This is a genomic window from Acinetobacter sp. WCHA55, from assembly GCF_002165305.2.
In the GTDB taxonomy this organism is placed as follows: domain Bacteria; phylum Pseudomonadota; class Gammaproteobacteria; order Pseudomonadales; family Moraxellaceae; genus Acinetobacter.
Map to the genome: position 1 here is coordinate 1,982,344 of NZ_CP032286.1, position 12,512 is coordinate 1,994,855.

Consider the following 12,512-nt stretch of genomic DNA (forward strand, 5'->3'; position numbering starts at 1 on the left):
CGGGGCTTAGAAATCCATGCCGCCCATGCCGCCCATGCCGCCGCCGGCCGGCATCGCCGGCTCGTCCTTCTTCGGGGCCTCGGCCACCATCGCTTCGGTGGTGATCATCAGGCCCGCGATCGACGCGGCGTTCTGCAGCGCGGTGCGGGTGACCTTGGTCGGGTCCAGGATGCCGAACTCGATCATGTCGCCGAACTCGCCGTTGGCGGCGTTGTAGCCGAACGCACCCGAACCTTCGACCACGCGGTTGAGGATGACCGACGGCTCATCGCCGGCATTGGTCACGATCTCGCGCAGCGGGGCTTCCATCGCGCGCAGGGCGATCTGGATGCCGTGGTTCTGGTCTTCGTTCACGCCCTTGATGCCGGCGATCGCCGCCTTGGCACGGATCAGGGCGACGCCGCCGCCCGGGACGATGCCTTCCTCGACGGCCGCACGGGTCGCGTGCAGGGCGTCTTCGACGCGCGCCTTCTTTTCCTTCATCTCGACTTCGGTGGCGGCACCGACCTTGATCACCGCAACGCCGCCGGCCAGCTTGGCCACGCGCTCCTGCAGCTTCTCGCGGTCGTAGTCGGAGGAGGTCTCCTCGATCTGCGCCTTGATCTGCTTGATGCGCGCCTCGATGCCCGCGCCTTCGCCGGCGCCATCGATGATGGTGGTGTTTTCCTTCGACACCTGGATCTTCTTGGCGCGGCCGAGGTCCTTGATGGTGGCCTTCTCCAGCGACAGGCCGACTTCCTCGGAAATCACCACGCCGCCGGTCAGGATCGCCATGTCTTCCAGCATCGCCTTGCGACGGTCGCCGAAGCCCGGGGCCTTCACCGCGCAGACCTTGACGATGCCGCGGATGGTGTTGACCACCAGGGTCGCCAGCGCTTCGCCTTCGACTTCCTCCGCCACGATCAGCAGCGGCTTGCCGGCCTTGGCCACGCCCTCGAGGACGGGCAGCAGGTCGCGCACGTTGGAGATCTTCTTGTCGTACAGCAGGATGAAGGGATCATCCAGGTCGGCCGACATCGACTGCTGGTTGTTGACGAAGTACGGGCTCAGGTAGCCGCGGTCGAACTGCATGCCCTCGACCACGTCGAGTTCGTTGTCCAGGCCGCTGCCTTCCTCGACCGTGATCACGCCTTCCTTGCCGACCTTGTCCATCGCCTGCGCGATCAGGTCGCCGATGTTGGCATCCGAGTTCGCGGAGATCGCGCCGACCTGGGCGATTTCCTTGCTGGTCGACGACGGCTTGGACAGCGACTTCAGTTCGCCGACCGCGGCCTTCACCGCCTGGTCGATGCCGCGCTTCAGGTCCATCGGGTTCATGCCGGCGGCGACCGCCTTCATGCCCTCGCGGATGAACGCCTGCGCCAGCACGGTGGCGGTGGTGGTGCCGTCGCCGGCGTTGTCGGAGGTCTTGGAAGCGACTTCCTTCACCATCTGCGCGCCCATGTTCTCGAACGCGTCAGCCAGTTCGATTTCCTTGGCGACGGAGACGCCGTCCTTGGTGATGGTCGGCGCGCCGTAGCTCTTCTGCAGCACGACGTTGCGGCCCTTCGGGCCGAGGGTCGCCTTCACGGCGTTGGCGAGCACGTTGACGCCGCGCACCATCTTGGAGCGCGCGTCTTCGCCGAAACGAATGTCCTTGACAGCCATTGCGAATTACCTCGAAAAATTATTCGGATGAGAAATGTGTGGGAGCGACGCGCGATCAGCCGAGGATCGCGAACAGGTCGTCTTCCTTCACCACCAGCAGCTCGACGCCGTCCAGCTTCACTTCGGTGCCGCTGTACTTGCCGAACAGCACCTTGTCGCCGACCTTGACCTGCGGCGCGCGGACCTGGCCGTTGTCCAGCACCTTGCCGGTGCCGACGGCGACGACTTCGCCCTTGATCGGCTTCTCGGTGGCCGAATCCGGGATCACGATCCCGCCGGCGGACAGCTTCTCTTCTTCCATGCGCTTGATGACCACGCGGTCGTGCAGCGGCTTGATATTGGACATGGCAACCTCGGTAAATGGTTGATTGACGTGGAAAAACCCGGCGATTTTAGCAGTCGCGCGAAGCGAGTGCCAAACCGCGGACAACAGAACCGGGCGAACCCGGCATGCCACCGAGATGGGGCGGGCCCGCCGACTTTCAAGGGCCGCACGCGGATGTCCGCCAGGCCCGCCGGATCGGGGCAGCCGCTACCCTATGCCGGTGAGCGCCCTGATCTGCTTCTGCACCTGTCCCGACGCCGACAGCGCCGAGCGCATCGCCACCGCGCTGGTGGCCGAGCGCCTGGCCGCCTGCGTCAACCTCCTGCCCGGCCTGCGTTCGGTCTATCGCTGGCAACGCAAGGTCGAGGCCGCGGCCGAGGTCCTGCTGCTGGTCAAGACCAGTGCCGAGGCCTACCCCGCCCTGCAGGAACGCCTGCGCCAACTGCATCCCTACGAACTCCCGGAGCTGCTCGCGGTCGAAGCCGCGTCCGGCCTGCCCGAATACCTGCAATGGCTGGCCGCCGAGAGCCGACCGGTAAACTGAGCCAATGACCGCATCCACGATCCGCCTGCGCCGCTGGCTGGCCGGGCTCGCCCTGCTGCTTGCGCTGCCCGCGACCTCGGCCGTCGCCCAGGACTTCGAACTGCCGCCGGTCGACGAGGTCTTCGTCCTGTCCGCGCAGGCCACCGCGCCGGACCGCATCGAGGTGCGCTGGCGGATCGCCGACGGCTATTACCTGTACCGGCACCGCACCTCGGTCAAGGCCGATGCCGCCTTCACCGGCGCGACCATGGCGCTGCCGAAGGGCAAGGCCTACCGCGACGAATTCTTCGGCGACGTCGAAACCTACCGCAAGGAATTGCTCGGCACCCTCACCGGCACGCCCGCGGCCGGCGCGAGCGCGACCACCCTGACCGTGAAGTACCAGGGCTGCGCCGATGCCGGCGTGTGCTACCCGCCGCAGACCCGCACCCTGAAGGTCGCGTTGCCGGGCGAAGCGGGCGCTGGCGGCTTCGGCTGTAAGGCGCGCGGGCTGCATGATTATGTCGTCAAGAACGGCTCTGCCGATCATCCCAACGCCGAGGTGAAATTCGCACTGGGTGATGTGGTCAACACCATGATCGGCTGCACTAATGGTGAAACGATCATGCTGTGCCACGACACCTCGCTGCCGCGCCCCTATTCTCTCGGCTTTCGGGTGCAAGGCACCGAGGGGCTGTGGATGGACGTCAACAAGTCGATCTATCTGGAGGGCAAGAGCCCACAGCCGCACCGCTGGGAGCCTGCCGAGGGCTGGTTTGCGAAATACGATCACCCGCTATGGAAACGCTACGCCGATCTGGCGGCAGGGGCCGGGCATGGCGGGATGGACTGGTTCGTGATCCACGCTTTTGTCGAGGCGCTGAAGGCCAAGGCCCCGATGCCAATCGACATTTACGACGCGCTGGCCTGGAGCGCGATCACGCCTCTGTCGGAACAATCGATTGCTGAGGGCAATCGCACGTTAGATTTTCCCGACTTCACCCGAGGGCAGTGGCGCACCCGCAAGCCGATCTTTGCGCTGAACGACGCCTATTGATCGACGCGATTTAGGCCAAGCGCACCGCAAAGGCGAAATTGGTAATCTTGTCGGTATCCTTGACGCCCGGCGCGCTTTCGACGCCGCTGGAGGTATCGACCAGCGGCGCTCCGGTGCGCGCAATCGCCTCGGCAACATTCGTCGGATTTAGCCCGCCTGCCAGCCCCCACGGCAAGGCACCGCGATATCCGGCCAGCAGCGACCAGTCGAACGCCAACCCCATGCCGCCGGGCAGCGCGCCTTTGGGGGTCTTGGCGTCGAACAAGATCAAGTCCGCCGCCCCGGCATAGGCTGCGGCGCGTGCGACATCGCTGGCGCTGGCGACGGGCAGCGCCTTCCACACCGGCTTGCCAAACCGCGCGCGCAACTGGGCCACGCGTTCGGGCGATTCCGAACCGTGCAGCTGCAGCGCGTTCAGCTTGGCTGCCACCAGTGCGTCGGCGATGACAGCATCATCCGCATCGACGAACAAACCGACCATGGCGATCTGGCCAGCTGCGCGCGATGTCAAAGCGCCCGCGACATTCGACGTAACCGCACGGGGCGACGCTGGATAGAACACCAACCCGGCATAGTCCGCCCGCGCCGCGATGGTCGCATCGAGCGCCTCGGGTGTGCTGATCCCGCAAATCTTGATTTTCGCGGGCATGCGGTCAGTCGGGGTTCTGGATCAGCCGCACCAGCGTGCAGTCGGGATCGATCAGGTAGCCGATCCTCAGGCCGCTCGCCTCCAGTTGCGGAGCTTTGAAGCGCGGCCAGCCGGTGCTTTTTTCCTCGGCTCCCGCCGCGTTCACCAATGCCACCATGGCATCGAGATCATCCAACCGCAGGCAACAGCCGAACGAGCTCGTAGCTGGGTCGAGGTCAGGATAGGGGAAGAATTCGAGCTGCAAACCGCCGCGCTGCAGGATCATCCAGCCGCGATCCTTCCAACTCGTCGCAAAGCCCAGCTTCGCATAAAACGCCTCTGTCACATCGAAATCGCGCGATGGCAGATTGGGGGTGACGTGGTCAGCCATGGCTCAGCGCAGCTTGTCGGCCATGCGGGCCGTATGAGTGATTGCGGCGCGGCTATCGGGGGCGGAATGGCTCATCACGATCATGCTGGCCTTGGGGAACGCCGCACCAAACGCGCGCGCTGACGCGGCGTAGTGCTCAGTGTCGGCATCACCGAGATTGCCGAGCGACTTGGCCTTGCTGTCCTTGATCAGGCAGCCACCAAAAGCGATGTCGGTGCCGTCGATCCCAACGGTGATATTGTCACTGGTGTGGCCGGGGCCGGGGTAAAATACCTTGAGCGGGCCAAAGTTGGGCGCGGTTGCTGGTTCGACCCAGCCATTGGCGGCGAAAGTCAGGCTGTGTTGCGCCGCAACCATCCCCTCTTGCGGGGCAAGCTGGTTCGACAACGCATTGGCATAAGTCGCAATCCCCGCCGCATGCAGCGCGTCCATACCGCCCATCTTGTCCTGATGCGCGTGAGTCACCACCGCCAGCGCGACCGGCAGGTTGATCTCCTGCTTGATCCAGTTGAGGATCTGGGCGGTCTGGTCATCGGTCCAGGCGGTATCGACCACCAGCACGCGGCCGCCATCCCTGACGATCAAACCGTTGGAAGCGACTGCCCCGAAACCCGGCATGTCGAGATAGGAAGTGTGCTGCCAGACATTCGGTGCGAGCTGGCGGAAAACCAGATCGCCAAACCGTTGGTCGCCAGTTTCCATTTGCTGGCCAATCGTCGGGCGGATTTCACCGGGCATGCACCCGCTCAGCATCAATGCAGCGGCTAATGCGGTGCTCAGCTTCGCGACCGGGTGCATAATATTGGGCAATTCCATCAAGTTTTCCTTTTATTCAGCATTAAAAACCCCGCAAATGCGAGGCCTAGTAAATAGATGATCTTAATTTGGTTCACTGTAGCAAAAATATGGGGCGAATTCAAACATGAGGTGCGACAGTTTCAAAAGCCATATGATAATCAACAAGCTGAGCAAATTTCTCTAATGGTGTAAGCCAATCTAACGCCTTTCTAGGACGAGTATTCAGTGACATGGCAACTTGATTTAAATAATGCTGATCTGCCTGATTTAAATCAATCCCTTTAGGTAAATATTGCCTAATTAAACCATTCATATTTTCGCATGTGCCTTTTTGCCAGGGTGAATGTGGGTCACAGAAATATACATCTATGCCTAAATCTTCTTCGAGTATTTTATGTTCTGACATCTCACGTCCACGGTCATAGGTCAACGTTTTACGCAGTTCTGCAGGTAAATATTTCAGAGCTTCAGTTAAAGCCTTGCGCACTGATTCTGCCTTTGCATCAGGTAATGTTGCCAAGATACAGAGCCGTGTATTTCGTTCAATAAGTGTTGCTATCGAACTTTTATTGTCTTTACCTTTAATTAAATCAGCTTCCCAATGACCCGGTATTTTTCTTTCTTGAACTTCGGCTGGGCGCTCATGAATAGTTTTAATATCCTGTAATATAGAATCTTTTTTAGGTTCACCGTTAGCTTTTCGCTTTTTATTTTCATGACGTAGACAGGATAATAAGTCTTTTTTCAACTCACCCTTTGGTAATGCTCGTATCGTTGAATAAATCGTTGTATGGCTTACATTCATTGTTTGATCCAAATCAGGAAATGTCTTTAAACGCTTTGCTATTTGCTGAGGAGACCATAAACAACGGATCGCTTCAACAATAAATTTCCAGAGGATTGAATCGATTTTGAGTTTTCTGTGACCACGTCTACGTCTAGCGAAGGTGTTATCAGAAGCATATCGAGCTTGATAAACGTCATTGATGCTATTTCTTTTAAGCTCACGATAGATCGTACTAGGATGTCTTTTAATGAGTTCAGCAAATTTTCTGGCTGAAAAGCCTTCTTTTCTTGACTCAAGCATTAATGCAGTACGATCTTCAAAGTTAAGATGATGGTATGACAATTTTATATACTCCATAAACCCTTTAAATTAATTAGGTGGTTTATGTCGCACTTCAAGTTTTACTCTGCCGAGAATAGAAACCAAACTGAAGATTTAATTTTGTCACTTGTTAAAAGTATTGAATCAGGCTCACCAACAAAGCAGCAAATTAGTTCATTTGAACGTGTAATGAAAAATGAATTTAAAAAACATAAAGCACGTTTAGAATTAGAAAAAATTAAGGAAGATGAAAAAAAACTTTTAGCTAGTTTGAAAAAAGATGCTCAAGCTGCTCAAGTTAAAGATCGCAAAAAACGTGAACATAAATTAATTTCAATTGGTGCGCTTTTTGAAATAGTAGATTTCCCAACTGAAGATAAAGGAATTATTACTGGTGTTCTTTTAAAGGCTCTTGAATCATATAAATCCAATCCCCAACATTTTGACAGTTTAAAAATTGCTGGTGACAAATTTATTGCTGATCGGGAACAATCAAAAAAATCTAAATCAACTCTAGTTGATAATTCAGGCTCTACAAATTAAAGAATATTCAAACTGGTAAAAATATAATTTAATTTTTTTCAGTCGCAACCCTGCGGGATTGCTTTGTTAATCCCGCTTATAGGTAACATGGAAGTAGTTGCGGGTCTGCGGTCAGCTAGCCAAAATCACAGATTTTGTCTGCTTCGCTTGCCCCATTCAACAGTAATCAGAGAAGGGAGGATTTTTCAGATTTTTCAGTTCGCAAAGTAGACACTTTGCTCTGCTCTATCGTTTAGGATTCAATATCTTTTTTTGAAAATTCAAAATAAATTAAATCTTTTTTACCTAGCTCAACCATTATTGAATTATAAAAATTGACAGGTAAATTTATAAATTCCTGATGCTCCGACCATAGTGCTTGTTCACCTTTGAATAGATATTTATATCTTGGATTGCCAAGTTCTATACGCTCTTTTTCTTTTGCAATTACTTCCGATCTGATTGCATTAAGCATATCTACAATTTGAATTGCTTTAGGGTCAATTTGATATTCCCTAGAGCTTTTCCCATTAATCCAAAGTTGAGCATCACGGCTATTGTACTTAGTTTCTTCCGTGTGGACTACCTTGTAAAATTCAATTATTTGCTCTGGGCTATATAAACCATTTCTGAAGCATTCAATTTTGAATTGAGCATTATTCATTTTTTCAGTTCCTTAATATTCATTATATGATACGCAATGAACCGCATTTTTTTGAAGCATTAGAAATCTAAACATCAAAAAAATGCGGGTGACTATTACCCCTATTTATTTTCAAATAAGAGCCTTAAATATAATTGCCAATCTTTATATATTAATTTTGAATGCTTCATATTTTCCTCTGTAGTGAATTGACCCCCTTCAGGGGGTCAACTGTTTTATGCGTATGATGATGTATAGCAGCGTTTATAAACTTTTGTACCTGTCGGCAATAATTCAAAATCTAATACTGTTGCATTTGCAGACTGATGAATCACGATATAGTTATCCATGATCTTTTTTTTCATTGGCTCTTTGCTGGTAAATTCATTCGGTAAAGGCACAACATAACCTTGCATTGAACCTGTTGCATCATAAGCCTGTTTAAGTTCACGGATGACACAATATGCCCGGCTTTTCTCAATAACTTGATAGAAGTCTACATTTGTTTGCTCATATCCCCATGAGGTATATAAGATCGTCCCGATCTCTAACTGATCACGGAATTTTTTAATTCGGGCTTTTTGTTCTTCCTTGTTCTTGATGGCGTTTTGATGGCTCAAGTTGTCTGATTGAATATTTTGAGAAACAGCTTCTTTCATACGTTCAACTGTTTTAAATCTAGTGTAGATAAAAGGGGGTCGTTTGCGGGAGAGGGCGAAATCCTACGCTAAGGCTTTGGCCAACGATATTCTCCGGTAAGATTGATGTGTTCCCAGGGGATAGGAGAAGTCGCTTGATATCTAGTATGACGTCTGTCGCACCTGCTTGATCGCGGCCGCGATAGCTAGATCGCGTTGCTCCTCTTCTCCATCCGCGTTCCAAGCTGCGGAAAGGCACCCATAAGCGTACGCCTGGTCGAGCAGGCGACGCGGATCGACGTCCAGCGCACGAGAGAATGCGTCCGCCATCTGTGCAATGCGTCTAGGATCGAGACAAAGGTCGTCTCTGTCAGCCGGATCGTAGAACATATTGGCGGCGCCAAAGCCCACTTCACCGACCAGACCGACGGGATCTATCACCAGCCAGCCGCGACTGGAGAACATGATGTTTTCATGATGCAGATCGCCATGTAGCCCACGCAGTTCCGAGGCATTGCTCATCATTTGATCGGCTATAATCGCCGCGTGGACGTAGTCAGTTTGACAACCTGCGTTTTGATCATCGCGCGCCCGCTGAAACAAAGCTGCAAAGCGATCCCGGATCGGGAGAAGGGCAGAAGGCAGGGGTTCCTCAGATGCGGCATACAGCTTCGCCATTAGTTCCGCTGCAATTTCGGTCGCCTGGTAGTCGCCGTGCTCGGCAACGATGTGAGAGAGCATTCGCTCCCCGGCATATTCGAGCAACATCAGATTGTTCTCACGACCGAGCAACCGGACTGCTCCCCTCCCATTGCGCCATACCAGATAGTCGGCCCCGCGCAGTTCATCAGCAATGTCTTCTATAGGTTTCAATCCCTTGACGATTGCAGGAGTCCCGTCTGGCAATGAAACTTTCCAAACGAGGCTGGAAAAGGTGTCCGCAATGAGAACAGGTTGCGAAACGTGCCAATGAGCAGGAAAAACAGGCGGCATGAACATCAACCCCAAGTCAGAGGGTCCAATCGCAGATAGAAGGCAAGGCGTTCGCGGTCGGGGGCTTCGATCCCCAATACATTGAATAGGACAGCGAAGGCGCGCTCTGCTTCATCTGGCGCTGCCCAGTTCTCTTCGGCGTTAGCAATCATGAGTGCCAAATCGGCATAGCGATCTGCTGTTCCGAGCCGCCCAAGGTCGATCAGACCCGTGCATTGAAGAGTTTTAGGGTCCACCATGAAGTTCGGCATGCAGGGATCACCATGGCAAACAACCATATCGGTGCGCTCTTGGTCGAGCCGCACCGGTAGCTCTCGTTCGACACGAGCCAAAAGATCGAGCTGCGGCGTACTCTTGTCCTCGTCCGGTAAGAAGTCGGGATTGACGGCATTGCGGGACACCACATCAACGGCGCGTCCGAACATTCGCGACAGCCTGCGCTCAAACGGACATTGATCAACCGATAGGCTGTGAACAGCGCCAAGTTGCTGCCCCATTGACGGCCACGCTTTGAGCAAATCCGCTCCAGACAGATCAGCCGCCGGTACTCCCGGAATTGCCGTTATCACCAAGCATGCACCCTCCTGTTCCTCCTGCCAGTTGATCACCTCGGGGCAAGCCACACCTCGACCTTTGAGCCAAATGAGGCGGTCACGCTCTCCAGCGAGCTCACCGCGGCGGGAAGCAGGTGCGATTTTCGCGAAGGCATGCCCGTCACCACGTCGAAAAACAAAATCACCAGATTCTCCGCCTCTGACAGGCAACCAGTCAGAATGCGATTCACCAAAAAAAATATTAGTTCGATTCAATGGAGGTTCCTTCAGTTTTCTGATGAAGCGCTCTGTACACGACAAAAATAGATAACTCATTGAAATAATGTCACAATAATTGTTTTCTAACGACGAATACTATGACACATCTCAATGAGTTATATCTTATCTTAAACAAATCTCTAAAATGGAACAAGTCACATTTAAAGTGCTTTGCGCTCATCATGCTTGTGATTATTTTAAAGCAAACATGTAATCTTTCTTCTGCATCTAAAGCCTTGCCCATCAAGTGTTTACCACAATCATTTTATCGACGTATGCAGCGCTTCTTTGCAGGTCAGTATTTTGATTATCGTCAAATTTCTCAGTTGATTTTCAATATGTTTTCATTCGACCAAGTGCAACTGACTTTAGATAGAACCAATTGGAAATGGGGAAAACGAAATATTAATATCCTGATGCTCGCAATCGTTTATCGTGGAATAGCGATACCTATCCTTTGGACATTGCTTAATAAACGTGGAAATTCAGATACGAAAGAGCGTATTGCTTTGATTCAACGCTTTATAGCCATTTTTGGTAAAGACCGTATTGTGAATGTGTTCGCAGACAGAGAGTTTATCGGTGAGCAGTGGTTTACATGGTTAATTGAACAAGACATCAACTTCTGCATTCGTGTTAAAAAAACTTCATTGTCACCAATCATTTAGGAAAGAATCATAAAATTAGTGATTTATTTCGCCATCTTAAAGTTGGTCAAATTGAATGTCGTAAACGACGGATTTTGGTTGGTCGGGTGAAACTATATATAAGTGCACTACAGTTAGAAAATGGAGAGCTTTTACTCGTCGTTTCTCCTCAGTTTAATGCCAATGCTATTCAGGATTATGCATTACGCTGGGAAATTGAAACCTTATTCAGTTGTCTCAAAGGACGCGGGTTTAATCTTGAAAATACGCGCTTGACAGACCCTAGACGAGTGAAAAAATTGATTGCGGTGTTAGCTATAAGCTTCTGTTGGTGTTACTTAACGGGTGAATGGCAACATAATCAAAAAAAAGCGATAAAAATAAAGAAGCATGGACGACTCTCAATGAGTTTATTTCGCTATGGTTTAGACTATGTTCAAATGGCGATTCAGCGTTTAATTGGTTTTGGGAAAAAAGAAGAGTTTAAGGAAATTTTGGCAATTTTAAGAAAGCAGAATCCTGATAGGATAAGGGTTCTGTGAAATTTGTCGTGTACAGAGATTAAATTGTTTATTTCATTTTAAAGTCTTTTCAACACTATGTTTTAAACATTCAATCAGGCGATAGATTGGATGTAGATACTATGACTTAAATCTTGATTTTCTGCTTAGGCTATTTTAAAAAATGCTCTACCCATTGTTCAGCAGCACTTCAGGTCAACACGAGTATTCATCATGCTCTCGCCATCTTTAAATAATCGTATATTAACAAATTAACTCTGTATCTCTTTACTTTTTAGGACGGGTTCTAGACTCAGTTTCTGCGCAATAAACTGGATAAAGACCTCTATTTTCGGAGCTAAATAGCGTGTAGGTGGATAAAGCAACCAAGCATCTCCACTATAATAAGTCTTGAAATGCCAATCTGGTAATACTTGAATCAGTGCTTGGCTATTTAAAGCATGTCTCGCCATAAAATACGGCAAACTTGCAATGCCCATATGCTTTAAAGCCGCATCTAGACGGATACCCGTATGATTTGCTGAATAACGTCCTTTTACAGTCACACTGGTGGTTTTATTGCCTTTTTGAAATTTCCACTTTGAATCGCTGACTTGTTCACCCAAATAAATACATTGATGTTGGCTTAAATCACTCGGCTGCTGAGGTGTTCCCTTCTTTTTTAAATACTCGGCTGTCGCCACTAAAACATGGTCAATGCGAATGAGCTGTCGGCCCTTTAAGCCCAACGGTGGCTCATTAGTAATACGTATAGCTAGGTCAATTTCATCGTCAATAAAATCTATCAACCGATCTTCCAGTAACAGTTGAATATCTATTTGCGGATACAGTTCAAGAAACTCGGGGATATAGGGGTGAATCAGATAATGCCCTACGGCTTTCGGGACACTAATCCGAACGGTGCCACTCGGTTCAGTATTAAATTTGCCTGAATGTTCAATCACTGCTTGGGCGGCTCTAACCATCTCTGAACAATGGTCATAAGTTTGTTTTCCACTTTCACTTAAACGCAATTTTCGCGTTGTTCTTTCGAGTAGCCGTGTTCCTAAAGCCCGTTCCAATCGGCTAATGGCTTTACTCACTGCAGACGGCGTATTTCCAAACTGTCGTGCAGTTTCTGAAAAACTGCCAGTCTCCACAACCTTGACAAAAATAGCCATTTCTTGGAGTAAAGCTATACTTTGATTTGTGCTCATGAGGAAAAAGTAATTTAATTTTTTACTAGATTATCATCAATAATTAAGCCTCATATAATCTTT

General features: G+C 51.1%; 15 protein-coding genes. 4 read left to right on the top strand and 11 right to left on the bottom strand.

Annotated features, from left to right (window positions below):
- Positions 1 to 6 precede the first annotated feature (6 nt).
- Together groL and groES are read right to left on the bottom strand one after the other, a co-directional pair.
- Positions 7 to 1,647, bottom strand: coding sequence for a chaperonin GroEL (gene groL, locus CDG62_RS12415; protein WP_087528887.1), 1,641 nt, complete (start codon positions 1,645 to 1,647; stop codon positions 7 to 9).
- 55 nt (positions 1,648 to 1,702) lie between these two features.
- Positions 1,703 to 1,993: a co-chaperone GroES gene (gene groES / locus CDG62_RS12420; RefSeq protein WP_004201172.1), complete on the bottom strand. Its 291-nt coding sequence runs from the start codon at positions 1,991 to 1,993 to the stop codon at positions 1,703 to 1,705.
- 193 nt (positions 1,994 to 2,186) lie between these two features.
- Between groES and cutA the strand changes: the two genes are divergently transcribed.
- Together cutA and CDG62_RS12430 are read left to right on the top strand one after the other, a co-directional pair.
- Complete coding sequence (gene cutA, locus CDG62_RS12425) at positions 2,187 to 2,516, top strand: divalent-cation tolerance protein CutA (RefSeq protein ID WP_004201171.1); 330 nt, start codon at positions 2,187 to 2,189, stop codon at positions 2,514 to 2,516.
- Between the two features lie 4 nt (positions 2,517 to 2,520).
- Positions 2,521 to 3,552: a protein-disulfide reductase DsbD domain-containing protein gene (locus CDG62_RS12430; RefSeq protein ID WP_004201169.1), complete on the top strand. Its 1,032-nt coding sequence runs from the start codon at positions 2,521 to 2,523 to the stop codon at positions 3,550 to 3,552.
- Between the two features lie 10 nt (positions 3,553 to 3,562).
- On the opposite strand, the gene CDG62_RS12435 is transcribed toward CDG62_RS12430, so the two are convergent.
- The 4 genes from CDG62_RS12435 to CDG62_RS12450 all read right to left on the bottom strand — a co-directional run bounded on the left by CDG62_RS12435 (position 3,563) and on the right by CDG62_RS12450 (position 6,456).
- Complete coding sequence (locus CDG62_RS12435) at positions 3,563 to 4,201, bottom strand: phosphoribosylanthranilate isomerase (RefSeq protein ID WP_004201168.1); 639 nt, start codon at positions 4,199 to 4,201, stop codon at positions 3,563 to 3,565.
- A 4-nt stretch (positions 4,202 to 4,205) separates the two neighbouring features.
- The gene (gene ble / locus CDG62_RS12440) at positions 4,206 to 4,571 is read right to left on the bottom strand and encodes a bleomycin binding protein Ble-MBL (RefSeq protein WP_004201167.1); all 366 of its coding nucleotides are present in this window, start codon (positions 4,569 to 4,571) and stop codon (positions 4,206 to 4,208) included.
- A 3-nt stretch (positions 4,572 to 4,574) separates the two neighbouring features.
- Positions 4,575 to 5,387 carry a subclass B1 metallo-beta-lactamase NDM-1 gene (locus CDG62_RS12445; protein WP_004201164.1) on the bottom strand — a complete coding sequence of 271 codons (813 nt, stop codon included), beginning with the start codon at positions 5,385 to 5,387 and terminating at the stop codon, positions 4,575 to 4,577.
- Between the two features lie 100 nt (positions 5,388 to 5,487).
- Entirely contained in the window at positions 5,488 to 6,456 is a 969-nt protein-coding gene (locus tag CDG62_RS12450) for an IS30 family transposase (RefSeq protein ID WP_005804963.1), read from the bottom strand.
- An 84-nt stretch (positions 6,457 to 6,540) separates the two neighbouring features.
- Between CDG62_RS12450 and CDG62_RS12455 the strand changes: the two genes are divergently transcribed.
- Positions 6,541 to 7,020 (top strand): conjugal transfer protein TraD, encoded by a 480-nt coding sequence (locus CDG62_RS12455; RefSeq protein WP_087528914.1) that lies wholly within the window; start codon positions 6,541 to 6,543, stop codon positions 7,018 to 7,020.
- A 232-nt stretch (positions 7,021 to 7,252) separates the two neighbouring features.
- Here CDG62_RS12455 and CDG62_RS12460 read toward each other — a convergent pair whose 3' ends face one another.
- The 4 genes from CDG62_RS12460 to aph(3'')-Ib form a co-directional block, all read right to left on the bottom strand.
- Positions 7,253 to 7,663, bottom strand: a complete 411-nt coding sequence (locus tag CDG62_RS12460) for a hypothetical protein (RefSeq protein ID WP_001057867.1) — start codon at positions 7,661 to 7,663, stop codon at positions 7,253 to 7,255.
- Positions 7,664 to 7,878: 215 nt separating this feature from the next.
- Positions 7,879 to 8,301, bottom strand: a complete 423-nt coding sequence (locus CDG62_RS12465; protein WP_000656635.1) for a hypothetical protein — start codon at positions 8,299 to 8,301, stop codon at positions 7,879 to 7,881.
- Positions 8,302 to 8,442: 141 nt separating this feature from the next.
- Entirely contained in the window at positions 8,443 to 9,279 is an 837-nt protein-coding gene (locus CDG62_RS12470; protein WP_000480968.1) for an aminoglycoside O-phosphotransferase APH(6)-Id, read from the bottom strand.
- The gene (gene aph(3'')-Ib / locus CDG62_RS12475; RefSeq protein ID WP_001082319.1) at positions 9,279 to 10,082 is read right to left on the bottom strand and encodes an aminoglycoside O-phosphotransferase APH(3'')-Ib; all 804 of its coding nucleotides are present in this window, start codon (positions 10,080 to 10,082) and stop codon (positions 9,279 to 9,281) included. The genes CDG62_RS12470 and aph(3'')-Ib overlap by 1 nt, the downstream gene beginning before the upstream one ends.
- Positions 10,083 to 10,183: 101 nt before the next feature.
- On the opposite strand from aph(3'')-Ib, the gene CDG62_RS12480 reads away from it, so the two are divergent.
- Positions 10,184 to 11,274 (top strand): IS4-like element ISAba1 family transposase gene (locus tag CDG62_RS12480; protein ID WP_085940648.1). Its coding sequence is split into 2 segments (ribosomal slippage): positions 10,184 to 10,724 and positions 10,724 to 11,274, totalling 1,092 coding nucleotides; the frame shifts between segments, so codons are not numbered across the junction.
- 230 nt (positions 11,275 to 11,504) lie between these two features.
- Here CDG62_RS12480 and CDG62_RS12485 read toward each other — a convergent pair.
- Entirely contained in the window at positions 11,505 to 12,449 is a 945-nt protein-coding gene (locus tag CDG62_RS12485) for a LysR family transcriptional regulator (RefSeq protein ID WP_087528894.1), read from the bottom strand.
- Positions 12,450 to 12,512: the final 63 nt, after the last annotated feature.

Coding starts and splice junctions, on each gene's coding strand:
- groL (WP_087528887.1), bottom strand. CDS start 1,647: ATGGCTGTCAAGGACATTCGTTTCGGCGAAGACGCGCGCTCCAAGATG.
- groES (WP_004201172.1), bottom strand. CDS start 1,993: ATGTCCAATATCAAGCCGCTGCACGACCGCGTGGTCATCAAGCGCATG.
- cutA (WP_004201171.1), top strand. CDS start 2,187: ATGCCGGTGAGCGCCCTGATCTGCTTCTGCACCTGTCCCGACGCCGAC.
- CDG62_RS12430 (WP_004201169.1), top strand. CDS start 2,521: ATGACCGCATCCACGATCCGCCTGCGCCGCTGGCTGGCCGGGCTCGCC.
- CDG62_RS12435 (WP_004201168.1), bottom strand. CDS start 4,201: ATGCCCGCGAAAATCAAGATTTGCGGGATCAGCACACCCGAGGCGCTC.
- ble (WP_004201167.1), bottom strand. CDS start 4,571: ATGGCTGACCACGTCACCCCCAATCTGCCATCGCGCGATTTCGATGTG.
- CDG62_RS12445 (WP_004201164.1), bottom strand. CDS start 5,387: ATGGAATTGCCCAATATTATGCACCCGGTCGCGAAGCTGAGCACCGCA.
- CDG62_RS12450 (WP_005804963.1), bottom strand. CDS start 6,456: ATGCTTGAGTCAAGAAAAGAAGGCTTTTCAGCCAGAAAATTTGCTGAA.
- CDG62_RS12455 (WP_087528914.1), top strand. CDS start 6,541: ATGTCGCACTTCAAGTTTTACTCTGCCGAGAATAGAAACCAAACTGAA.
- CDG62_RS12460 (WP_001057867.1), bottom strand. CDS start 7,663: ATGAATAATGCTCAATTCAAAATTGAATGCTTCAGAAATGGTTTATAT.
- CDG62_RS12465 (WP_000656635.1), bottom strand. CDS start 8,301: ATGAAAGAAGCTGTTTCTCAAAATATTCAATCAGACAACTTGAGCCAT.
- CDG62_RS12470 (WP_000480968.1), bottom strand. CDS start 9,279: ATGTTCATGCCGCCTGTTTTTCCTGCTCATTGGCACGTTTCGCAACCT.
- CDG62_RS12485 (WP_087528894.1), bottom strand. CDS start 12,449: ATGAGCACAAATCAAAGTATAGCTTTACTCCAAGAAATGGCTATTTTT.